This is a genomic window from Citrobacter sp. B72, assembly GCF_016894305.1.
In the GTDB taxonomy this organism is placed as follows: domain Bacteria; phylum Pseudomonadota; class Gammaproteobacteria; order Enterobacterales; family Enterobacteriaceae; genus Citrobacter; species Citrobacter portucalensis.
The window spans coordinates 2,734,924-2,758,165 of the sequence record NZ_CP069801.1; the positions used below are offsets into that span (position 1 = coordinate 2,734,924).

Annotated in this window: 21 protein-coding genes; 6 read left to right on the forward strand and 15 right to left on the reverse strand. The window is 52.2% G+C overall.

Going from position 1 to position 23,242, the window contains the following annotated elements; translation table 11 throughout:
- Nucleotides 1-6: 6 nt before the first annotated feature.
- The 5 genes from JQN59_RS13050 to ttrS all read right to left on the reverse strand — a co-directional run bounded on the left by JQN59_RS13050 (nt 7) and on the right by ttrS (nt 5,945).
- The gene (locus JQN59_RS13050) at nt 7-2,109 is read right to left on the reverse strand and encodes an aldehyde ferredoxin oxidoreductase (protein ID WP_003832676.1); all 2,103 of its coding nucleotides are present in this window, start codon (nt 2,107-2,109) and stop codon (nt 7-9) included.
- A gap of 120 nt (nt 2,110-2,229) precedes the next feature.
- Nucleotides 2,230-2,856, reverse strand: coding sequence for a ferredoxin-like protein (locus tag JQN59_RS13055; RefSeq protein ID WP_003029338.1), 627 nt, complete (start codon nt 2,854-2,856; stop codon nt 2,230-2,232).
- Nucleotides 2,857-3,350: 494 nt separating this feature from the next.
- Entirely contained in the window at nt 3,351-3,560 is a 210-nt protein-coding gene (gene fumD, locus JQN59_RS13060) for a fumarate hydratase FumD (protein WP_003029345.1), read from the reverse strand.
- 92 nt (nt 3,561-3,652) lie between these two features.
- The gene (gene ttrR, locus JQN59_RS13065; RefSeq protein WP_000974596.1) at nt 3,653-4,237 is read right to left on the reverse strand and encodes a tetrathionate respiration response regulator TtrR; all 585 of its coding nucleotides are present in this window, start codon (nt 4,235-4,237) and stop codon (nt 3,653-3,655) included.
- The gene (gene ttrS, locus JQN59_RS13070; RefSeq protein ID WP_149607287.1) at nt 4,212-5,945 is read right to left on the reverse strand and encodes a tetrathionate respiration histidine kinase TtrS; all 1,734 of its coding nucleotides are present in this window, start codon (nt 5,943-5,945) and stop codon (nt 4,212-4,214) included. The genes ttrR and ttrS overlap by 26 nt, the downstream gene beginning before the upstream one ends.
- 227 nt (nt 5,946-6,172) lie before the next feature.
- Between ttrS and ttrB the strand changes: the two genes are divergently transcribed.
- Genes ttrB through ttrA form a run of 3 tightly spaced genes read left to right on the forward strand, consistent with a single transcriptional unit; the run spans nt 6,173 to nt 10,988 of the window.
- The gene (gene ttrB, locus JQN59_RS13075; protein ID WP_000378466.1) at nt 6,173-6,907 is read left to right on the forward strand and encodes a tetrathionate reductase subunit TtrB; all 735 of its coding nucleotides are present in this window, start codon (nt 6,173-6,175) and stop codon (nt 6,905-6,907) included.
- The gene (ttrC, locus tag JQN59_RS13080; RefSeq protein WP_100272552.1) at nt 6,908-7,930 is read left to right on the forward strand and encodes a tetrathionate reductase subunit TtrC; all 1,023 of its coding nucleotides are present in this window, start codon (nt 6,908-6,910) and stop codon (nt 7,928-7,930) included.
- Entirely contained in the window at nt 7,923-10,988 is a 3,066-nt protein-coding gene (gene ttrA / locus JQN59_RS13085) for a tetrathionate reductase subunit TtrA (RefSeq protein ID WP_149607161.1), read from the forward strand. The genes ttrC and ttrA overlap by 8 nt, the downstream gene beginning before the upstream one ends.
- Before the next feature lie 93 nt (nt 10,989-11,081).
- On the opposite strand, the gene JQN59_RS13090 is transcribed toward ttrA, so the two are convergent.
- Genes JQN59_RS13090 through JQN59_RS13100 form a run of 3 tightly spaced genes read right to left on the reverse strand, consistent with a single transcriptional unit; the run spans nt 11,082 to nt 13,599 of the window.
- Nucleotides 11,082-11,894: a MetQ/NlpA family ABC transporter substrate-binding protein gene (locus JQN59_RS13090; RefSeq protein WP_003029358.1), complete on the reverse strand. Its 813-nt coding sequence runs from the start codon at nt 11,892-11,894 to the stop codon at nt 11,082-11,084.
- Between the two features lie 21 nt (nt 11,895-11,915).
- Nucleotides 11,916-12,584 (reverse strand): methionine ABC transporter permease, encoded by a 669-nt coding sequence (locus JQN59_RS13095; RefSeq protein WP_048214308.1) that lies wholly within the window; start codon nt 12,582-12,584, stop codon nt 11,916-11,918.
- On the reverse strand, nt 12,577-13,599 hold the full coding sequence (locus JQN59_RS13100) for a methionine ABC transporter ATP-binding protein (protein ID WP_149607160.1): 1,023 nt from the start codon (nt 13,597-13,599) through the stop codon (nt 12,577-12,579). The genes JQN59_RS13095 and JQN59_RS13100 overlap by 8 nt, the downstream gene beginning before the upstream one ends.
- 375 nt (nt 13,600-13,974) lie before the next feature.
- Between JQN59_RS13100 and ynhH the strand changes: the two genes are divergently transcribed.
- From ynhH to lpp, 3 genes are all read left to right on the forward strand, one after another.
- A complete protein-coding gene (gene ynhH / locus JQN59_RS27185) occupies nt 13,975-14,169 on the forward strand; it encodes a protein YnhH (protein WP_244293978.1) in 195 nt (64 codons plus the stop codon).
- A gap of 7 nt (nt 14,170-14,176) precedes the next feature.
- A complete protein-coding gene (gene pykF, locus JQN59_RS13105; protein ID WP_003029366.1) occupies nt 14,177-15,589 on the forward strand; it encodes a pyruvate kinase PykF in 1,413 nt (470 codons plus the stop codon).
- 309 nt (nt 15,590-15,898) lie between these two features.
- Complete coding sequence (gene lpp, locus JQN59_RS13110; RefSeq protein WP_003029373.1) at nt 15,899-16,135, forward strand: murein lipoprotein Lpp; 237 nt, start codon at nt 15,899-15,901, stop codon at nt 16,133-16,135.
- A gap of 68 nt (nt 16,136-16,203) precedes the next feature.
- Here the strand turns inward: lpp and ldtE are convergent, their stop codons facing one another.
- The 7 genes from ldtE to sufA all read right to left on the reverse strand — a co-directional run bounded on the left by ldtE (nt 16,204) and on the right by sufA (nt 22,851).
- Nucleotides 16,204-17,208 carry a L,D-transpeptidase LdtE gene (ldtE, locus tag JQN59_RS13115; RefSeq protein WP_032943210.1) on the reverse strand — a complete coding sequence of 335 codons (1,005 nt, stop codon included), beginning with the start codon at nt 17,206-17,208 and terminating at the stop codon, nt 16,204-16,206.
- Between the two features lie 123 nt (nt 17,209-17,331).
- A complete protein-coding gene (sufE, locus tag JQN59_RS13120; protein WP_003832654.1) occupies nt 17,332-17,748 on the reverse strand; it encodes a cysteine desulfuration protein SufE in 417 nt (138 codons plus the stop codon).
- Nucleotides 17,749-17,760: 12 nt separating this feature from the next.
- The gene (gene sufS, locus JQN59_RS13125; RefSeq protein ID WP_008784609.1) at nt 17,761-18,981 is read right to left on the reverse strand and encodes a cysteine desulfurase SufS; all 1,221 of its coding nucleotides are present in this window, start codon (nt 18,979-18,981) and stop codon (nt 17,761-17,763) included.
- On the reverse strand, nt 18,978-20,249 hold the full coding sequence (sufD, locus tag JQN59_RS13130; protein ID WP_149607159.1) for a Fe-S cluster assembly protein SufD: 1,272 nt from the start codon (nt 20,247-20,249) through the stop codon (nt 18,978-18,980). The genes sufS and sufD overlap by 4 nt, the downstream gene beginning before the upstream one ends.
- Nucleotides 20,224-20,970, reverse strand: a complete 747-nt coding sequence (sufC, locus tag JQN59_RS13135) for a Fe-S cluster assembly ATPase SufC (RefSeq protein WP_003832649.1) — start codon at nt 20,968-20,970, stop codon at nt 20,224-20,226. The genes sufD and sufC overlap by 26 nt, the downstream gene beginning before the upstream one ends.
- Before the next feature lie 16 nt (nt 20,971-20,986).
- Nucleotides 20,987-22,474 (reverse strand): Fe-S cluster assembly protein SufB, encoded by a 1,488-nt coding sequence (gene sufB, locus JQN59_RS13140; protein WP_020996440.1) that lies wholly within the window; start codon nt 22,472-22,474, stop codon nt 20,987-20,989.
- Nucleotides 22,475-22,482: 8 nt separating this feature from the next.
- A complete protein-coding gene (gene sufA, locus JQN59_RS13145; RefSeq protein ID WP_003832645.1) occupies nt 22,483-22,851 on the reverse strand; it encodes a Fe-S cluster assembly scaffold SufA in 369 nt (122 codons plus the stop codon).
- Between the last annotated feature and the right edge of the window lie 391 nt (nt 22,852-23,242).

A 23,242-nucleotide genomic window follows, 5' to 3' on the forward strand; every position in this document is an offset into this window, starting at 1 on the left:
CGTTCCTTACGCTGGCAACAGATCCTGCGCAGCCAAATCGGCTGCCACGTCTTCAAGTCCGAGTCGATTCAGGGTTTCACGCGTTGGGCAACCCAACTCGGGATCCCAGCCCATTTCCTGATAGAACATCGTCAGTGACTGGCGCATATCCTCCCTGTCCATCTTGTCGGTGCCTTCGGTGAAGACCGGAATTTTCGGATCTTTATCAAACACCCAGGAGCAGATGAGATCGTGTTCATTACGCATATCTTTGGTTTGCATCAGTTTGACCGTATAGGCACGATGCAGGGTAAAGATGCGTTCAGCGGCCAGGTCCAGACTCGCCTGCGTGGTTTCATCACCGGTGACTGCCTGGAAGAATTTCGCTTCCAGATCCAAATCTCCGCGATAGTTGCGGCTCTTGAGTGGTGAAACCGTCATCGGCCAAACCCAGTTACACAGCGTAACCGCGTTATGCAGGCAGACTTTCAGCAGCGTCCATTTGGCATATTTGATCTTGGCGGCATTGATTGGGGTATAGTTTTTGGTTTCGTCGTAGGCGTCCTGCGACCCAAATAACTCACCCGCCACTTCGCGCTGTAATTTCAGCGGCAAACCGGAACCGATGAAGTTGATATGGGTGTGCGCCATACAGTCACGGTTAAACATACAGTTGGTGATCGCCCCCACCTGCGCCGAGGCTTCGTTTGCATGGTGGACCGGAAAACCAAACGGCGACCACAGTTTATTTTTGGCATAACCCCAGTACTCTTCGCCCAAATCCCAGCGTTCAGCAATGGCATACGAACCGTCCGCAAGATGACTGAGTTCCCCCACGCGATGCGCCAGTCGATAGTAGAAATCTTTGATAAAGTTAGGATCGCCCGCCTCCAGTTGATCCCAACGGATCTCCGCGTACTCTTCGGCTGGCAGCACGCGTTTAAAGACGCCTTTCGAATAACAGTAGGTAAAGTCACGGTGCAGCTGGCCGTAGTTACACCAGATACCGTAATCGTCAAACAGGTTCAGTCCGATCAGGTTCCCTACGACTCGCCCATCGTCTTTATCGTCAAAATCTTTCGGGCCATTGGGGAAAATGGTGGTGTGAACAAAGTTCGCCACGCAGGTGTTGCCGCCGGTACTCGGCACGCCAAAATCCTTCACCCGCGGGACATTGAGCTGCGACATACAACGAATAGGGCATGAATGGCAGCCGCTCATTTTGACCGTGTATTTTTCTGCGGCTGGCCCCAGATCGAACACCGATTTATAGGTACGGAAACCCACTGTATTTTGGTTGCCTGGCGGGATTTCACCGGTTTCGATTGGCCCCCCTTCTGCCGCGCCCCAGAAAAGTCCCTTACGGGCTGTCCAGCGCGAGTTTGGCGAAGAGTATTCTGCCCAGGCCTGCGGGGTGCTTGGCACAACGTGGTTGTTGTTGGCGCCGATAAGCTCGGTCATCATGTAGTCATTGAGACGCTTCATCTCTTTACGATCGGCAATGTTGACGCCTTTGGTCCCTTCTACCGCAATGGCCTTCAGGTTTTTAGAACCCATCACCGCACCCGTACCTGCACCGCCGCTGTGGTTGCGGCTGTTGATCATGCAGGACAGTGGCACCAGATTCTCACCCGCCTGCCCAATAGCGGCAACGCAGGTTTCCGGGCTGGTAATCCGACAAATCTCTTCGGTTGTGGCGCGAGTCCCCTTGCCCCACAAGAAATCGGCTTTTTCGATGCTGACTTTATCGTCTTTGATGTTGATCCAGACCGGTGATGCGGACTTGCCTTCAATAATAATGGCGTCGTAACCGGCGAATTTCATTTGTGCAGCAAAGAAACCGCCCATATGGGCATCTACGACTAAGTTACCTTTAGTAAACGTCGATAAGGAGGTGATATTGACGCGGGAGCTACAGGGAGCGCCTGACCCCGTCAATGGTCCGGTGGCAAAAACCAGTTTATTCCCTTCATCAAAAGGCATGGTGCCTGGCGGGACTTCGTCGTACATAATTTTATAACCAAAGCCCATCCCACCGACAAATTTTTTAAATTTACTGGAATCTTCAAGGGTGATATTACCCGTGGTGAGATTGACCCGTAAAATATTACCTGTCCAACCATTAGCCATCATGTTTTCCTTTGCAAGAAGGTTTAATAGATATACCCGCCATTCTTAAGGCAGCTTTTTTATCCAAAACTGCAGTATTTTTGGCAATTAATGGCGCGAATCAGGTATGCCTGTTATCTATCAAACAGTAATATCTTTCCACTCGATAATTTTTAATGCCCCAGTCGGACAAGCATTGGCGCATTCTCCGCATAACACACATTTTGAGGATTTTTTCGTTTCGGTATTTACGGTCGCCATCATCCACGGGCAGGCTGTGGTACACGCGCTACAGCCAATACAGCGTTTGTGGTCCACCGCAATACAACCGTCTTCTTGTTTCCAGGTAATTGCACCAATTGGGCAGACCTTCATGCACTGCGGATCTTTACATTGTCGGCAGGTATCAGCGGTATAGTTTAAATCGCCATACAGCCCACCACCGGACCCGACGCCATCATCGCCAAAGAAGAAATTGCGATGGATTTTTATCCGGGAAAAGAAGGTCCCTACGGCACCATCGTTATAATTGGTACAGGATATTTCACAGCGGTGACAGCCCGTACAGCGGGCTCGCTGGGTCACCAGAACCCCTTTCGGCGTATTGATAAGCCCCACGGTCCCACTATCGACATCTTCCTGCTTACAACCAAATAGGGATAACAGCGCGGGGGCAATCGTTAATCCTGCCAGTCCTTTCCCTGATATCCGCAGGAATTCTAGTCGCGTTAAACCACAATCTAAAAATGGACGATCAACCTGGTTCATTTATTTCGCATCCTCTTCGCAAATGCTGTGGTAGCAACACATCCAAGCTAATTTAAACCAGCGCAGCTCAAGCCATATCGGGCGGTTAATGTTGCCAACAACACGTAAATTTTTGCCCTAACCTGATCGCGTAAATGACGGTGGTTAAACTGAATGAATCTAATCCTTTAGGGTTAGGCGCAGAAATAATGTGGTTATTCAGCATACATAGTCTTGATCGTCATCAATTAAAAAACGGAAGGGATATAATTAATGCGGAGTGAGATTTATTATCATTAAGAAATAGAGTGAAATAACAGCCTATTTAAATTACAAATATTTGTGAACCCTCTCCCAAATATAATACTGTACAGTCACCGATATATAAATAAATACATATCGATTTATAGTTCTCTACAACCAATTATTAACGGAGATAAATTATATAGATTGATAGATTAACGTATCGAGAATAAGAGGACGGCAAAAAATTTCTGCGGTCCTCTTTTTATGAATTAACCGGCCAATGCTTTAATTACGGTCTCAATAGCCTGTTTTTCTAACTCACTGCGCTTCACGCGCTGGTTAGCAAGGGTGGTTCTCAGTACTCCCGCAATGACGATATGCTTAGGTTCTTGTCCCAGATCGCGCATTTCCAGCACTACTTTACCGACTACTCTGCACATTTCACGGTACAACTCGTCGTCTTTCGTCTGATTTCCCATTTTTGCCCGCTCGTCATTAACTCAAACCAACAGCATATATCACTCTGAGGATTTAGACAAAATTCAATGAAAATCAAATAAATGTCATCATTCTACTGAATTCTCTGAAGTCGATTAACGAGCTCAGCAAGACTTCCTGCCTGCATTTTTTCCATCACCCGCGCCCGGTGCACTTCAACCGTACGCACGGCAATATTCATGGCATCAGCAATTTCCCGATTCATTAACCCTTTTGCTACCAGATGCGCCAGTTCCCGTTCTTTTGGCGTAAGTTGTTGGTAGCATGAGATGATCTCTTGTCGCGAGAACGCCGCTGCCGAGACCTGCAAGGCATGTTCTAATGCCGCCTGAAGCGGCACGGCTGACACCGGTTTTTGCAAAAAATCGACCGCGCCACGTTTCATTTGCTCAACCGCCATCGGCACGTCGCCGTGCCCGGTGAGAAAGACCACCGCCAGCGTACTTGCTTTCTGACGCATGATTTCATGCACAGCGTGCCCATCCAGTACCGGCATACGCATATCCAGCAGTAGTACGCCCACCTGGTGCAAATTTGCCTCGGCGAGGAATTTCTCGCCTTGCTCCCAGCAAGACACTTCATATCCCAGACTTTCCAATAAAAACGCACAGGCCTGGGTAACGGCAATGTCGTCATCCAGCAGATGAATTATCGCCACTACGGCCTCCTTCCTGATTTGGCTTAAAATACAATGTCACTCTCGCCCCCGCTTTACCGTCCGGGGCCTGCTGATTTTTGATCTCAATATCTCCGTTTGCGTAGCGCACCAGTCGCTGACAAATGGCCAGTCCTAGTCCCATACCTTCTTTGCGGGTGGTCATAAACGGCTGAAACGCCTGATACAACTGAGCCTCGTCAATACCTCCGGCATTATCCTGCACCTGAATACGCACGCCGCCATCCTTATGCAGGGCGCTAAACCATACCGTCGTAGCACCTGCCTGGGCGGCATTGAGTACCAGATTAGCCAGCACCTGCTCAAGAAGAACGCTTGGCAGCATCAACGTTAACGCCTTGCTAACCTGCGTGTGCAGCGTTACCGCCGGGAATTGCTGGGGCATGCGCAGTAATTGCCAGACGTGATGGATAGCATCGTGAACGTTGATGGCTTGCCAGCCATCGGTGAGTACCGGATTGCCCTGTGCCTGGCTGACCCACTGCCGGAGATTGCGCAGCGTATCGGCTCCTCGTTGTGCCTGGGCGTCTATGTGCTCAAGCGCGGGCAACAACGGATGCTGCTCATCCTGACCACGCAGGCGAATCAGACAGCCTTGGGCATAATGGCGGATAGCCGACAACGGCTGATTGAGCTCATGGGCAAAACCGGAGGTCATCTCCCCCAGCACGCTCATTTGGCGGGCAGTCTCCAGCGCCTGTTCCTGTTTGTGCAACAACACGTTGTTCCGCTCCAGCTGCCTGCCACGTCGGCGAACCAACAGCATCACCCAGATGTAATTGAGCGTAAGCAACAGCAATACGATGACCACGCCCCCCATCGCCAGTCGGTGTTGAATAAACCAGCTTTTGACATCCAGCCACAGCTGACGCTGCTGCGGATGCTGTCGGACGTCGCGCAGCAACGCTTCTACTTCACGGGTCGAGGCGGGCGCGCCCCAGCGAAACGTCGCGTTTTGCGGTGCATTGAACAGTACCCGCGTGACGCGATCGGCCAGCTCGTCACTCACAGCAGGTAGTGCGGCAAATGACCAGTCCGGATAGAGCGGCGTACTGGTTAAACAGGGAATTGAGGTCGGATGGTTCAACACGGTCATAAAATCGGTTTTACGGATGAGGCCTTCTTCATCCATTTTTTCCAGCAGGCACACCGGCACGATCACCGCCTGCACGGCTTTTTCACGTAATAAATAGAGTAAGGCATCGGCGGGAAATCCGGTAAACGTCAGACGTAAATCACGTTCAGGGCGCAGACCGGCATCACTGAGCGCTTTATATCCCAGCAAATAGCCGCCAAACGCCTGAGCATCAATGGCGCCAACCGTTTTGCCGATCAGATCGTGTGCGGAGGTTAACCCACTGTCGCGCCTGACGAGAATGGCGCTGCCAATCACGTTACTGGTGGCTTTCCCACCACGGGTGGATCGTAACGACGCCAGCCAGCGTAGCGCTGAGCGGCTGTTAAGCTGGACAAACTGCGCCGGATTGGTGACCACAAAGTGTACCGTTCCACGATTCACCGCCTCCTGCATCTGCCGCAGGTCCAGCGGTTGAATATGAAACTGCTCACCGGGGATTTGCTGATTCAACAAGGTTTCCAGCGGCTGCCAGTGATTACGTGTAGAAACCTCCCCGCGCATCGCCAAAACGCCAATGTTCCATGTCTGCGCCCTGACCGCGCCGCTTAGCATCCACAGCGACGCCAGTACCGTCAGACATCTTACTACGTTGCGTCCCACTCAATTATCCCTGTCAATTATGTTGTTTTAGATCAACAACAAGCCGGGTATGTGGTTAACCACAATAGAGTATACCCCGTCACGATTTTTACACTGTAAATCATTGAGATTCTTTATTCATCACACGCAAATCAACGGCGTGACCAATGTTTCGTTGTTGCATCGTGACGGGAAAAAATATGGACAGCAGTAAACGGCAGTTTCTCCAGCGACTGGGCGTCCTGACCGCTGGCGCATCACTGGTTCCGCTGGCTCAGGCGCAATTTCCCTTTTCGCCTGAACGCCACGAAGGCTCACAACAGCATCGCTACGCCATGCTGGTTGACCTGCGACGCTGTATCGGCTGCCAGGCCTGTACCGTCAGTTGCGCCATTGAAAACCAGACGCCACAGGGCGAATTTCGTACCCTCGTCAACCAGTATCAAGTACAGATTGAAGGCCAGCAAAGCGTTACCAACGTCCTGCTGCCGCGACTGTGCAACCATTGTGATAATCCCCCTTGCGTGCCCGTTTGCCCGGTACAAGCCACTTTCCAACGCGAAGACGGCATTGTGGTGGTCGACAACACACGCTGCGTGGGCTGCGCCTATTGCGTGCAGGCCTGCCCTTATGATGCGCGATTCATCAACCATGAAACGCAAACCGCCGATAAATGTACCTTTTGCGTTCACCGTCTAGAAGCGGGGCTGCTCCCGGCCTGTGTGGAATCCTGCGTCGGCGGCGCGCGCATCATTGGCGATATTAAAGATCCGCACAGCCGCATTTCACAAATGCTGCATGAACACCATGACGCCATCAAAGTCCTGAAGCCGGAAAGCGGTACGTCTCCTCACGTGTTCTATCTGGGGCTGGATGAGGCGTTTGTTACCCCATTGATGGGACGTGCTCAACCCGCTCTCTGGCAGGAGGTTTAAATGAACCATTCACTGATTATCGACGAGGTTCTGGCCCATCCCCAGGACGTAAGCTGGTTACCCTGGGCCGTACAATATTTCTTTTTCATCGGCATTGCCGCCTGCGCCGCGCTGTTCGCCTGCGTTCTCCACTGGCGCAAAAAAGAAACGGCAGACCTGGAGAATCTGACGCTGCTAATCGCCCTGACCTGCGCGATTACCGCGCCGCTGGCGCTGACCGCTGATCTACACCAAACCGCCCGCGTCTGGCATTTCTATGCGTATCCGACGCCATGGTCCTGGATGCCGTGGGGCGCGCTGTTTTTACCGCTGTTTACCGGTTTTTTAGGTCTGTGGTTTCTGGCGCAGCATGTGAAACGGCTAACGCTAAAAAGTTACAGCGTCACAAAATGGTTAGCACTTGGTAGCGCGCTGTCCGCCATCGGATTGCTGGTTTACACCGGCCGTGAAGTGTCGGTGGTACAGGCGCGTCCCATTTGGTTCAGTTACGCCTTTCCGGTTGCGATGTTCCTCAGCGCGCTGCAAACATTTCTTGCCCTGCTTATTGCCACGACAAATAGCAAGGACGCACTACCGCGTAAGCTAGCGTGGGGGCAAATGGTCACGTTGATCGCGCTGGCTATCGTGGTGGCGATCTGGGCGAGTGGTAATACGCTTTCCGGTTCGGCTATCCGTCATTGGCTGGATGTTGCCTCTTCAGCACAACACTACGCTATCGGTTGGGTTGCGCTATGGCTTGTTTCGCTTGCTCTTTGCGGGTTGGTTGTACGTTACCCCTTGTCGCTACCGCTGCGCATATTACTCGCTTTTAGCGCTATGGCGCTGTGCTGGCTAATGCGATGGACGTTACTCATCCAGGTGCAGACCGTACCGAAATTTAACGCGCAGTTTAATCCCTATACCCTGCCCGGCGGCACCGATGGCTGGCTGGCTATTGTGGGTACCTTCGGCCTGTGGATAGCACTGATTATTATTGTTCGTGAAGCCCTGAACGCGATCGCAAGGAGAATGCAACATGGCTAATTTAACCCGTCGTCAGTGGCTTAAAGTGGGCCTTGCCGTAGGTGGCATGGTGACTTTTGGCCTGAGTTATCGGGATGTGGCAAAGCGCGCGATAGACGGTTTGTTGGACGGAACCTCGGGCAAAATTACCCGTGACCGCATTTTTGCCAACGCGCTAATCCCAGAAGCCAACGCCCGGCCTCACTGGCAGCAAAACCCGCAGCAGGTGATCTCGATGACGCAGTGCTTTGGTTGCTGGACGCAGTGTGGTGTACGGGTTCGCGTTGACACTGAGCAAGGCAAAGTGCTGCGCATTGCGGGCAACCCTTATCATCCGTTGTCGCACGAGCACCATATAGACGCCTCCGTCCCCTTTGCCACGGCAATGGAACAATTGGCCGGGGAGTCAGGTCTTGACGCACGTTCCACCGCCTGCGCCCGTGGCGCAACCTTACTCGAAGGTCTGTACAGCCCGCTACGTATTCTGGAGCCTATGAAGCGCGTCGGTAAACGCGGTGAAGGAAAATGGCAGCGCATCAGCTTCGAACAGCTGATCAAAGAGGTGGTGGAAGGTGGCGATTTGTTTGGTGAAGGCCACGTTGATGGTCTGAGAGCCATCCACGATCCCACTACACCGCTTGATGCGAAACATCCCGGCTTTGGCCCAAAATCCAATCAACTGCTGGTCACCAATACCAGCGATGAAGGACGTGATACCTTTTTACGTCGCTTCGCACTGAACAGTTTCGGCAGTAAAAACTTCGGTGCTCATGGCGCTTACTGCGGCCTGGCCTATCGGGCCGGTTCCGGCGCGTTAATGGGCGATCTGGATAAAAATACCCACGTGAAACCCGACTGGGATAACGTCGAATTCGCGCTGTTTATGGGCACCTCTCCGGCGCAATCCGGCAACCCGTTTAAGCGCCAGGCCCGCCAGCTGGCCAGCGCCCGTTTACGTGACGACTTCCGCTATGTTGTGGTGGCGCCAGCCCTGCCATTAACCACGGTGCTGGCTGACGATCGCGGTCACTGGCAGCCCGTACGACCGGGAAGCGACTCCGCGCTGGCTATGGGAATGATAAGCTGGATTATCGATAAACAACGCTATAACGCTGATTATCTCGCCATTCCCGGCGTGCAGGCCATGCAGCAGGCTGGAGAAAAAAGCTGGACTAACGCTACGCATCTGGTGATTACCGATGAAATTCCAACGCTTGCCGGACAGCACCTGACCCTCGCCCATCTGAGTGCAAACGCAGCCCAGGAGCCGGTGGTCGTCAACGAGGCCGGTGAGATTGTCGCCGCCAGCAGTTGCCCGCGTGCTCAGCTGTTTGTTATCCGTGAAGTGACGCTGGCCGACGGGCAGACAGTAACGGTAAAAAGCAGCTTCCAGTGTCTGCGTGAGTCCGCAGAGAAACTGTCGCTAACGCAGTACAGCCAGCAGTGTGGGGTGTCAGAAGCAGACATTGCCGCTCTGGCCGACGCATTCACCCGCCACGGGCGTAAAGCGGCGGTGATCACGCACGGCGGAATGATGGCAGGCAATGGATTTTATAACGCCTGGTCGGTGATGATGCTCAATGCGCTTATTGGTAACCTCAGCCTTGAAGGCGGCGTGTTCGTCGGCGGCGGCAAGTTTAATGGCGCCACCGACGGTCCGCGCTACAACATGGACAGCTTCGCCGGGAAGGTAAAACCGAAAGGGTTAAGCATCGCGCGCAGTAAAACCGCTTATGAGTCTTCGGAAGAGTACCGCAATAAGGTGGCTGCAGGGCAATCGCCCTTCCCGGCTAAAGCACCGTGGTATCCGTTTGTCGCCGGTCAGCTTACCGAACTCCTCGTCTCGGCGCTTGAAGGTTACCCTTATCCGCTGAAAGCCTGGATCTCCAACATGACCAACCCGTTTTACGGCATTGCGGGATTACGCGGCGTGGCGGAAGAAAAGCTCAAGGATCCTGCTCGTCTGCCGCTGTTTATTGCCATTGACGCCTTTATGAACGAAACCACGGCGCTGGCAGATTACATCGTGCCGGATACCCACAACTTCGAAAGCTGGGGATTCAGCACTCCGTGGGCGGGCGTGGCCAGCAAAGCCACCACCGCGCGTTGGCCAGTTGTCAGATCGGCGACCAGCCTCACGGCTGATGGCCAACCGGCCTCGATGGAGTCTTTCTGTATCGCAGTGGCAAAGCGCATCGGGCTACCTGGATTCGGCGACAATGCAATTACCGATCCGCAAGGTAATCACTATCCGTTGAACCGTGCGGAAGATTACTACCTGCGTCTCGCGGCCAATATTGCGTTTATGGGCAAAGCTCCGGTTGCTGAAGCACAGCCGGAAGACATAGCGCTGACCGGGGTCCAGCGGATCATGCCTGTGATGACCCAAACGTTGAAAACCGATGAAATCAGCCGAGTGGCGTTTATCTACTCCCGCGGCGGGCGCTTTGCGCCGGACAACAGCGGGCGAGTTGATAACCGCGTCGGCAATGCCTGGGAAAAACCGCTCCAAATCTGGAATGCGAACGTCGCCGCGCACCGCCATGCGATTACTGGCGAGCGCTACAGCGGCTGCCCGGCCTGGTATCCATCACGTCTGTCAGATGGACGTGCAATCGAGGAGTTGTTCCCGGAACAAGAGTGGCCGTTGAAACTGATTTCCTTCAAATCCAATACCATGTCCAGCGCCACGGCGGTGATCCCACGCCTTCATCATCTGAAGCCGGTTAATCTGGTGGCGCTCAATCCACAGGATGGTCAGCGGTATGGTTTAGCACACGGCGATATCGTGCGTATCACCACTCCAGGTGGTCAGGCGCAAGCGCAGATAAGCCTGCTGCATGGCGTCATGCCGGGTGTCATCGCCATTGAACATGGTTACGGACATAAAGAAATGGGCGCGGCACGGCATACCCTCGATGGTGAACCGATGGCGTTTGATGAGCAGATTAAGTCGGGGATTAATCTCAACGAATTGGGTTTTGCGGACCCAACCCGACAGGTAGCCAATACCTGGCTTGACTGGGTGTCGGGTGCGTCGGTGCGTCAGGGGTTGCCAGCGAGAATTGAGCGAGTGTAGCTCTGCTGCCGCATGGCATCGCGAACGCGTTTTACCCGGCCTACAGGACGTCGTAGGCCGGATAAAGCACTCCGCCACCCAGCAAAAAGCAGATTAGTTGTTTACCGGGATCACCGCACCTTTATATTTAGTACGGATCCAGTCCTGGATCTCTTTTGAATGCAGGACATCAACCAACGCTACGATATCCTTTTTCTTCTCGTCGCCACGATGCACGGTAATGATGTTGGCATACGGGTTGTTTTCACCACTTTCAACGGCAATAGGATCTTTCACTGGATCCAGCCCGGCGTCGATGGCGTAGTTGGCGTTAATCACCACCGCATCGCCTTCGTCGTTGTTATACATCTGCGGTAACAGCGCGGCTTCCACGTTTGGCAGGAACTTCAGCTTTTTCGGGTTTTCGACGATATCGCTAATGCGCGCGGTTACTTTATCCACGCCTGGCTTCAGCTTGATCACCCCCTCTTTTTCGAAAATCGACAGAATACGGCCTTCCTCAGATACCGCATCACGCATGATGACTTTGCCGCCTTCCGGCAGATCTTTAAGTGATTTCACTTTTTTCGAATAGATACCAATCGGCTCAATGTGAATCGCTCCGGCGCTGACGAAGTCATACGTTTTATCGCCTGCATGGTCTTTAATCACGCTGTTCAGGTACGGAATATGCTGGAAGTAGTTGGCGTCAATCTCACGGCCAGCCAGCGCAGTGTTCGGCAGAATGTAATCCTGGAACGGTTTAATCTCCAGATCGATCCCCTGCTTCGCCAGAATCGGTTTGGCCTGTTCAAGGATCTCCGCATGCGGCACGTTAGACGCGCCAACGGTCAGAGTATCAGCCCAGGAGGCAAAGCTCAGGGCGCTTAAGGTTGCTGCGGCGAGTAACGTCAGTGATTTTTTCATGATAATGGTTTCCGTATTTTATTAGCGTTTATCTAACAGAGAGGTGATCACATCGCCGCAAAGCTGGATGATGAAGACAATGAGCAAAATCGTCACCGTCGCCACCAGCGTGACGTCGCTGTGGTTGCGCTGGAATCCTTCCAGATAGGCCAAATTCCCTAAACCACCGGCACCAATTACCCCTGCCATCGCGCTGTAGCTAACCAACGCAATTAGCGTCACGGTGATCCCGGACACCAGAGCAGGAGAGGATTCCGGCAGTAAAACTCGAAAAATAAGCGTGCTCAGCCGTGCGCCCATCGAACGCGTCGCTTCAATAACGCCTTTATCCACTTCACGCAGAGCGATTTCGACCAGACGCGCATAAAACGGCGCGGCCCCCACGATCAGCGCAGGCAACGCGGCATTGGCGCCGAGAATGGTGCCTACCATCGCTTTGGTAAACGGGATCAGCAGCACGATCAAAATGATGAATGGGATCGAACGAAAGATATTCACCACCAGTGAAATAGCACTATATACCGCACGATTAGGGAACAATCCGCCGCGCGCGGTCAGGAACAATGCCAGGCCAAGCGCGATGCCCAGGATAAAGGTCGCCGCCCCCGAAAGAGCTGTCATATACAGCGTTTCCTGGGTTGCCGCTAACAGTTGATCCCACTTCAGATGGGGAAACAGTTCTTCAGCCATGTTGAATCACCTCGCCTTCAATGTCGCTCTGGCGCAGGTCGGCCAAAATATTGTTCAATTGTTCCTCAGAGGCCACCACGTGCACCCAGAGTTGACCAAACACGCCGTGTGCGGTTTGCGTCATCTTGCCGTGCAAGATGTTGAACGGCAGGCCATAGCGCAGGGTCAATTCCCCAACCACAGGCCGATGGGTACGTTGCCCGGTAAAGGTTAATTTGATAACCACCCCACCCAACTCGCTTGCCAGCTGCGGATTAAATTCGTCTTCTTCGGTGTACTGGCTCACCTGACGAACAAACTGTCGGGTAATAGGCTGCTGAGGATGGGTAAAGACGCTGAGCACATCACCTTCCTCAACGACCTTGCCGTTTTCCATTACCGCGACGCGGTCGCAGATTTTGCGTACCACGTGCATTTCATGAGTGATCAGCACAATGGTTAATTTGAAACGACGGTTAATATCGAGGAGTAAATCGAGGATCTGATCGGTAGTTTGCGGATCAAGCGCCGAGGTGGCTTCGTCACACAGCAGGACATCTGGATTGTTCGCCAGCGCACGAGCAATTCCTACACGCTGTTTTTGCCCACCGCTGAGCTGGGAAGGATACGCATTTTCACGACCGCTCAGCCCAACCAGCGTAATCAGTTCAGCAACCCGCGCGTTGATGGACGCTTTGGACGCACCGGCGATTTGCATAGAGAACGCAATGTTTTCGCTAACGGTCCGCGACCACAGCAAATTGAAGTGTTGAAACACCATGCTGATTTTCAGTCGCGCCTGGCGTAACGATTCCCCACTGGCGGCCGAGATATCGTGGCCGTTAATCGTCACGCTGCCGGAGGTCGGTTTTTCGAGACCATTGAGCAAACGAATTAAAGTGCTTTTACCTGCCCCGCTGTAACCAATAATGCCGTAAATCTGTCCCTGTTCAACCGTCAGGTTGACGTTATCGACAGCGGTAATAGCAAGCCTGCCTGGCGTAAACACTTTCGAAATATTTTTCAGGACAATCATGTCGTTTAGGTATCCGCTGCTGCTTATTGTTCTTCTGCTAGCGCTTTTAGCTGTTTAGCAGTATGGATGTCCAAACGAGTGTAATCAGTGGAATTGGCTTTTAAAATGAATTAAAACGCATTTGATATAACTTTTAGGAATATAGTACTGTATCGACGTCAACGGCATAAAACGTAGTCATCGAGATGTTAAATGCTGTTTGTTGCGCAACAAATCGCAACGCCGGATAACCTCTTTATCCATACCGATGAACAAATTAATGAATAATTTTTGTAAAACTTCACAGAAGTGTTTTGAAACGCTGTTTCCATTTTCCTTTTTGATAATTTTCAGCGTATAATGCGCGCCAATTGTCTCTTGAATGGTTTCAGCACATTGACCTGTAAAACTCAACGACTACAGAACTCACCATCCCGTTGGGCTGAAACACAAGCACACATTCCTCTGCACGCTTTTTCGATGTCACCTATCCTTAGAGCGAGGCATCACAACTTTCGTAACTCAGGTTTAGCTTCCCATCCGTGCGCGATGGGAGCCAGATTTCCATATCCTTCTCAACTTAAAGACTAAGACTGTCATGAAAAAGACGAAAATTGTTTGCACCATCGGTCCGAAAACCGAATCCGAAGAGATGTTAACCAAAATGCTGGACGCGGGCATGAACGTCATGCGTCTGAACTTCTCCCACGGCGACTACGCAGAACACGGTCAGCGCATCAAGAATTTGCGCAACGTTATGAGCAAAACCGGCAAGAAAGCCGCAATCCTGCTCGACACCAAAGGTCCGGAAATCCGTACCATCAAACTGGAAGGCGGTAACGACGTTTCCCTGAAAGCGGGCCAGACCTTCACCTTCACCACCGACAAATCTGTCGTAGGCAACAACGAAATCGTTGCTGTAACTTACGAAGGCTTCACTAAAGATCTGTCTGTCGGCAACACCGTTCTGGTTGACGATGGTCTGATCGGCATGGAAGTTACCGCCATCGAAGGTAACAAAGTTATCTGTAAAGTGCTGAACAACGGCGACCTGGGCGAAAACAAAGGCGTTAACCTGCCGGGCGTTTCCATCGCGCTGCCAGCACTGGCTGAAAAAGACAAACAAGACTTGATCTTCGGTTGCGAGCAAGGCGTTGACTTCGTTGCAGCGTCCTTTATCCGTAAACGTTCTGACGTCGTTGAAATCCGTGAGCACCTGAAAGCGCACGGCGGCGAAAACATCCAGATCATCTCCAAAATCGAAAACCAGGAAGGCCTGAACAACTTCGACGAAATCCTCGAAGCGTCTGACGGCATCATGGTTGCGCGTGGCGATATGGGCGTTGAGATCCCGGTTGAAGAAGTTATCTTCGCGCAAAAGATGATCATCGAAAAATGTATCCGTGCACGTAAAGTCGTTATCACTGCGACCCAGATGCTGGACTCCATGATCAAAAACCCGCGTCCGACCCGCGCTGAAGCCGGTGACGTAGCGAACGCCATCCTCGACGGTACCGACGCAGTAATGCTGTCTGGCGAGTCTGCAAAAGGTAAATACCCGCTGGAAGCCGTTACCATCATGGCGACCATCTGTGAGCGTACTGACCGTGTGATGACCAGCCGTCTGGACTTCAACAACGACAGCCGCAAACTGCGCATCACCGAAGCCGTTTGCCGTGGCGCGGTTGAAACTGCTGAAAAACTGGACGCGCCGCTGATCGTCGTCGCAACCCAGGGTGGTAAATCCGCTCGCGCAGTACGTAAATACTTCCCGGATGCCACCATCCTGGCGCTGACCACCAACGAAACTACCGCGCGTCAGCTGGTGCTGAGCAAAGGCGTTGTTGCACAGGTGGTTAAAGAAATCAGCTCTACCGATGATTTCTATCGTCTGGGTAAAGAAGTCGCTCTGGAAAGCGGTCTGGCTCAGAAAGGTGACGTTGTGGTTATGGTTTCTGGTGCACTGGTTCCGAGCGGCACCACCAACACCGCATCCGTTCACGTGCTGTAATAATTCCATCGCGAATTAATTTGCTTAAAAAAGCGCCCTGGTGGCGCTTTTTTTATTTTATCGATAGCCACAATTAATAAAAAATCAAATCGGATTTCACTATCTAATCCGTGATTATCTAAGATGAATCCGATGGAAGCTTTCTGTTTTCACTCGGGTTTTTAGCCGTTTTTGCACAATTCGATGCTTCTTTGAGCGAACGATCAAAAATAAGTGCATTCCCATCAAAAAAATATTCTCAACATAAAAAAGTTTGTGTAATACTTGTAACGCTACATGGAGATTAACTCAATCTAGAGGGTATTAATAATGAATCGTACTAAACTGGTACTGGGCGCGGTAATCCTGGGTTCTACTCTGCTGGCAGGTTGCTCCAGCAACGCTAAAATCGATCAGCTGTCTTCTGACGTTCAGACTCTGAACGCTAAAGTTGACCAGCTGAGCAACGACGTGAACGCAATGCGTTCCGACGTTCAGGCTGCTAAAGATGACGCAGCTCGCGCTAACCAGCGTCTGGACAACGCAGCTACTAAATACCGCAAGTAATAGTATCTGTGTAATAAAAATGGCGCACATTGTGCGCCATTTTTTTTGCTCTGAATTCCCCTTCCCTGTTATTGCGTAGCGCGCACCTCAGCATCTCCTCCCGGCACGCCATTTTGCGCAGACTTCACTTCTGGCCCATTGCTCGCGACCGATGCTTGCCCGGCAGTGACGGTGACCGGATAACCTGCGCGACGATACAACGCCCTTTCCACCAGACTGTTATCCACCGCTTTATTGTCTTTAAACTGGGTAAAACCGGCTGGCAGCACATACGGCATGGTCTGGACGTTTTGTTCCTCTTCCGGCGACAGCGGTCGATGCACTTCGACATACCTCATGCCGTTCGGCTCAATCGAATATTTTATCGGCTCATTAATCACCCTCACCGGCGTGCCTGTGCGGACCTGAGCAAACAGTGCTTTAATGTCCGGCGCGTTCATGCGAATACAACCAGAACTCACACGCAGGCCCACGCTGTCCGGCGCGCTGGTGCCATGGATCAGATACTCACCGTTTCCATGCGCCAGACGCAGTGCAAAGCGTCCTAACGGGTTATTTGGCCCGGCAGGTACAACAGGCGGTAATGTGATGCCGCGCTCCAGAGAGCGTTTACGGATGCCTGGTGTAGGGGTCCAGGTAGGATTCGGGATTTTCTGCCCAACCCGGGTTTCCATTACCGGCGTTTCCAGCCCCTGCAAACCGATACCAATTGGGAATACCTGAACAATATTCTCTCCTGGCGGGAAGTAATACAGACGCAGTTCCGCCAGATTCACAATAATGCCTTCGCGTGGTGCATCCGGCAGCAGTAATTGTGAGGGAATAGTAATCAGGGTTCCGGGTTTAGGTACGGGGGCAATAGTGTTGTTGGCTTCAAGGATCAGCATGGCAGCGGTATCAAACTTACGGGCTATCGCCTGTAGGTTTTTATCGCCTTCCTGCACGGTGTAGGTTTGGTTTTGCCCAACAAGGCGGCTGTTCGCCTGGGGCAAAGGATAATCGACCGCCCATGCGGCCTGAATAGCGCTGTAAGCGCCGATTAGCATTAACGTAATAACAGACGCGCGTTTCATACTCACTCACCCCCCTGGCGTTCTTGCCGGACGGCGGCGAGCGCCCAATCCGGCTTACGAGTCACTGCGTTGCCTTACACGAACGCTTTCAAGTCGGTCTGAAAGTTAACGTGTTTTATCAGTTTAGCTAAGAGTTGCGGCTTTGGCGCGAATAGCCCGAATCATCGCCTCCAGCCCTTGTGAACGAGACGGCGTGAGGTGCTGTGCGAGCGCCATTTTTTCAAACCACGGACGCACATCAAAATTCACAATATCCTGGGCCGTCATGCGATCATACAAAATGAACACCACGGCAATAAGTCCTTTCACAATTGCCGCATCACTGTCGCCCTGTAATTCAATAATCCCTTCGCCATTCTGGTTCATAACAATCCATACCTGACTTTGACATCCCTGGATGCTATTTTCCGGGCAGCGTAAGTCGTCGTTTAATTCCGGCAAACGCTGACCCAGCTCAATAATGTACAGGTATTTCTCTTCCCAATTAGCGCAACGCAGAAAATTACGCAACAACTTTTCTTTATCCGGTAGCGCAGCCATAACGCCTCCCTGTTAGCCCAGTAAGTGATGAATACGCTTGAGGCCCGTTACCAGGCGATCCACTTCTTCATGGGTGTTGTACATTGCAATCGACGCCCGGCACATAGCAGGAACGTTATAGTAGGCCATCAGCGGCATAGCGCAGTGATGCCCCGTCCGCACGGCTATTCCATAGTTATCAAGAAAACTGCCGACGTCAAAGGCGTGATGTTTACCAAGGTTAAATGCAATCACACCCAGGCGGTTATCCGGTCCGTAGAGTGTCAAATCCGGCACATCCGCCAGCTGCTCCAACGCATAGCGCATCATGAACTGTTCATATTCGCTGATTTCAGTAAGCCCCAGTGCTGAAACATACTCAATAGCCGCGCCGAGTCCGATAATACCTCCGGTGTTTGGCGTTCCGGCTTCAAAACGCCAGGGGGCTTTAGCCCACGTTGTTCCCTGACTCAAACTCACCGTCGCAATCATTGAACCACCGCCTTCCCAGGGTGGCATCTCCTGCAACAGCGACTCTCTGGCATACAGAACGCCAATACCGGTTGGTCCATAAAGTTTATGCCCGGAGAAAACATAAAAATCGCAATCCAGTGCCTGGACATCCACCTGATGATGCATCACCGCCTGCGCGCCATCTACCAACACTTTTGCGCCGTATTGATGCGCCAGCTCAATCATTTCCGATAACGGGTTCTCGGTACCCAACACGTTAGAAACGTGGGTAATCGCCAGCAGTTGCGTACGATCGTCAAACAGCGTCGGCAGCGTCTCCAGCTGCAACGTACCATCGGCATTGAGCGGAATAACGCGCAGCTCTGCCCCTACGCGGGCACACAGCATCTGCCAGGGCACAATATTGGCGTGGTGCTCCATTTCACTGATGATAATGTTATCGCCCGCTCGCACATTGCTGCTGCCCCAGCTGTTCGCCACCAGATTGATGCCTTCCGTCGTACCACGAACAAACACCAGCTCTTCCGCTGAGCGGGCGTTAATAAACAACGAGGCAAGCTTGCGCACATTTTCCATTTTTTCCGTGGCCTGGGCGCTCAGCGTATGAATACCGCGGTGGACCGCCGCATAGCCGTGACGATAAAACTCGGCCTCGGCATCAATCACCTGATTGGGTTTTTGCGCGCTGGCAGCGCTGTCCAGATACGCCAACGGTAAACCGTTCACTTCACGCGTCAGGACCGGAAAGTCTGCCCGTACTTTTTCAATGGGAAATGTCATGCTGCGCCTCCCGGCAAGCGTTGGGCGATCCGCGCCAGTACCTGTTGTTTCAGCGTTTCATCGCCCAGGGCTTCCGTCAGCTCAGCGGCAAACGCATAGAGAATCATGTGTTGAGCATCCTGCTGGCCGATCCCTCGCGAACGCAGATAGAACATCTGTTCGTCGTCGATCCGTCCTACCGTCGCCCCGTGGCTGCATTTCACATCGTCGGCGTAAATTTCGAGCTGTGGCTTGGTATCCACCTCCGCCAGCTTTCCGAGCAACAAATTATTGTTGGTCATCTGACCGTCGGTTTTGATGGCGTGCTGGGCGACGTTGATCAGACCATTGAAGACCGCTCGTCCCTTATCGCTGACAATCGTTTTATGCAGTTGGCGACTGTTGCAATACCCTTTGTTGTGCTCAAGCCAGGTCCGTGTATCACAGACTTCATTTTTCACCGGCATCGCCAGACTGTTCAGCCGAAGCGTGGTGTTTTCACCGTTAAGCTGCGTACTGGTGTTATGGCGCAATACCGCATCACCAAGCAAGAAGCTGTGGCTAACGGCAGTAGCATCCGCGCCCAATTGAATGTCATTATGCGCGAAGTGGTGACTAAACGGATTTTCGAACACCAGTTTGATATGGCGCAAATGGGCGTTTGCCGCGACGTTCATCGTTAAGCGTGCGCCGGTGAAATGGCGACGCTCGCTGAGGCTGGCATAGTGTTCAATGACGGTGGCTTCTGCGCCTTCCGCTAGCTCCAGATGGTGGCGATAGTGCGCCGTATTCACCTCATCGCCCGCCAGCCCCTGGGTTATGTGCAGCAGCAGCAGCGGTTTCGCGGGGCGCTGGTTACGCTTCACCTGAATGTGCGTTACGCTACGGGACAGGCTTTCGGTAAGGTGCAAAAACACTTCCGGTTGGATAGCCGCTGGCAGCACCTGGCGCGCATCGTCAATGGTAATGTCAAAACCGCTACCGTCTGTACTGTCGCTGAGCGTCGGAGAGAATTGCCCGTCAACAAATACCAGTCGTACAGCATCAATTGTCGGCGACAACGCTGCACATTGGGCTGACGTTATCTCAGCGACATGACTGACAAACTGGCTGTTGGTTAATCCCTCCAGCGGCGTGTATTTCCAGTCCTCATGTTTACGCGTTGGCAGCCCCAGACGCAGCATCTGTTGCAAGTGCTGCTGCGCATGGTGTGAGCGTGTCTCCCCTTGCGTCTCAAACAGATGATGCCACTGTTGCAGCACGTTACTGCTGTTCGCTAAGCCAGCCATAACCTTGCTCCTCCAGTTGTTTGACCAGCGTAAAATCACCGGACTTCACAATTCGCCCCTGGTAGAGAACGTGAACAAAATCGGGTTTGATATAGTCCAGGATGCGCTGATAGTGAGTGACGATAATGAATGAGCGTTTCCCGTCACGCAGCGAGTTCACGCCATCCGCAACGATTTTCAGCGCATCAATATCCAGCCCGGAGTCTGACTCATCAAGAATGCACAACTGAGGCTCCAGCACGGCCATTTGCAGAATGTCATTACGTTTTTTCTCACCGCCGGAGAAACCGACGTTTACCGAGCGCGTGAGCAAATCCTCCGGCATCTTCAGCAGCGCTATTTTCTCTTCCATCAGATCCTGGAAGTCGAATCGATCCAGCGACTCTTCGCCACGGTAACTCCGCACCGCATTCAGCGCCGTTTGCAGGAAAAACTGGTTACTGACGCCAGGGATTTCCACCGGATACTGGAATGCCATAAAGATCCCTTCACCGGCCCGGTCTTCCGGCGACAGTTCCAGTAAATCCTTGCCGTTGAACTCTACCGTTCCGCCAGTGACGTCGTAGTCTTCCCGTCCAGCGAGAGTTGCGGAAAGCGTACTTTTCCCCGAACCGTTTGGTCCCATAATGGCGTGAACCTCTCCGGGGCGAACCTCAAGGCTCAACCCACGCAAGATCGCCTTATCTTCCACACTGACCTGTAAATCTTTGATGCTTAACATGTGCTTTCCTTAAAATTTAACCGACGCTGTGCTCAAGACTTATGGCGAGAAGTTTTTGCGCTTCCACAGCAAACTCCAGCGGCAGTTCAGAGAACACGTCTTTACAGAAACCATTCACGATCATCGAAATAGCATCTTCTTCACTGATGCCGCGCTGCAGGCAGTAAAACAACTGGTCTTCACCAATACGCGACGTGGTGGCTTCATGTTCAAGCTGGGCGCTATTGTTACGACACTCCACATACGGGAAGGTGTGTGCCCCACAATCCGCACCGATCAACATCGAATCGCATTGGGTATAGTTGCGTGCGTTAGTAGCGGTCGGCATGATTTTCACTAAGCCGCGATAACTGTTCTGGCTGTGTCCGGCGGAGATCCCTTTCGAGATAATGGTCGATTTGGTGTTTTTGCCAATGTGGATCATTTTGGTGCCGGTATCGGCCTGCTGATGTCCACTGGTCAGCGCGACGGAGTAGAATTCGCCGATCGAGTTGTCGCCACGCAAAATGCAGCTTGGGTATTTCCAGGTAATGGCCGAGCCGGTTTCCGACTGCGTCCACGACATTTTGCTGTTTTCGCCTTCGCAGAGTGCGCGCTTGGTGACGAAATTCAAAATACCGCCCGTATTGCCATCGCCGGGAAACCAGTTTTGCACCGTGGAGTATTTCACTTCGGCATCTTTGTGAATGATGACTTCCACCACCGCCGCGTGTAGTTGGTAACTGTCGCGCACCGGGGCTGAACAGCCTTCGATATAGCTGACGTAGCTGCCCTCATCCGCAACCAGAATGGTGCGTTCAAACTGCCCGGTTTTTTCCGCATTGATACGGAAATAGGTCGACAGCTCCATTGGGCAACGTACGCCTTTCGGTACATAAATAAACGTGCCGTCAGATGCCACCGCCGCATTCAGCGCGGCAAAGAAATTGTCATTGCCGGGGACAACCGTGCCCAGGTACTGTTTTACCAGCTCAGGATGATCGTGAATGGCCTCACCGAACGAACAGAAAATAATGCCCTGCTCCGCCAGTTTGTCGCGATAGGTGGTCGCTACCGATACCGAGTCGAAAATAGCATCAACCGCCACTTCTTTGCCTTCACGTACCGGCACGCCAAGCTGTTCGAATGCGTCCTCAACCTCTTTGCTTAAAAATGCATTCGCGCCCGTTTGCTGTACCGCTCCCGGTTCGGACGCACAGGTTTCATCGCAGTTACCGCAGGAAGGTGCGGAGTAATAGCTATACTCCTGATAATTCAGTTTGTCGTAATGCGCTTTAAGCCAGTGTGGTTCTTCCATGGTCAGCCACGCTTTAAAGGCATTCAGGCGAAATTCCAGCATCCAGTCGGGTTCATTTCGTTTTGCCGAAATCGCGCGCACGACATCTTCATTGATCCCTTTTGCCAGCTCATCGGTTTGCAGTTGGGTGAAGAAGCCCTCTTTGTAATTAAGGTGCCCGCCAGCCCAGGTGTTGACATCGTCAGTTGCTTCAGTATTACGAGACATAGTACCGCCTATACCCCAAAACTTTCGCCACAGCCGCATTCGTTCTGGGCTTTCGGGTTATGAAATTTAAATAACTGGTTTAATCCTTCGCGAACGAAATCGACTTCTGTACCGTCAATGAACGGCATCGCCTGCAACGGCACATAAAGTCTGGCGCCCTCCGTTTCAAACAGCAGATCGTCTTTTTCGGGTTGGCGGACGGTATCCAGCACGTAACCGAATCCCGCGCACCCTGTTTGCTTCACGCCTAAACGCACACCCAACATGTCAGGTTGCTTTGCCACCAGTTCACGGATATGCGCCGCAGCCGCTGGCGTTAACGTCAGCCCACGCCAGGCAAAATCGTCCGGGTTAAATGTTCCTGAATGCAATTCCATAGAGTTACCTCGAGTCACTAGCTTTTAAGCTATAACACCATGTTAGTGATAATGATTATCACTTCAACCCCTCAACAGCAGGGGCATTCGGGTTAATCGCCCTTTTTGACTACTTTTACTAAGCATAGACCCTGCAGCGAGGGTTTACAGGGATGGATTATTTTGTTCAATGCATTGATTAATAATGGATTATGAAAATCCAATCGTTCAGTCAGGTCAAATGACAAAAGATGTATGGAAAATGTCTATTTAAGGGATAGGTGGGGATGAAGGTAGGGAAAAACAATTCAAATAATAAACAAACAACAAAAAACCCTTAAGTCTGCTTGTTGGCAGGCTTAAGGGTTCCGGCCCCATCCGGCGCTTATCTCCGGCACTCATATTGGCTTAG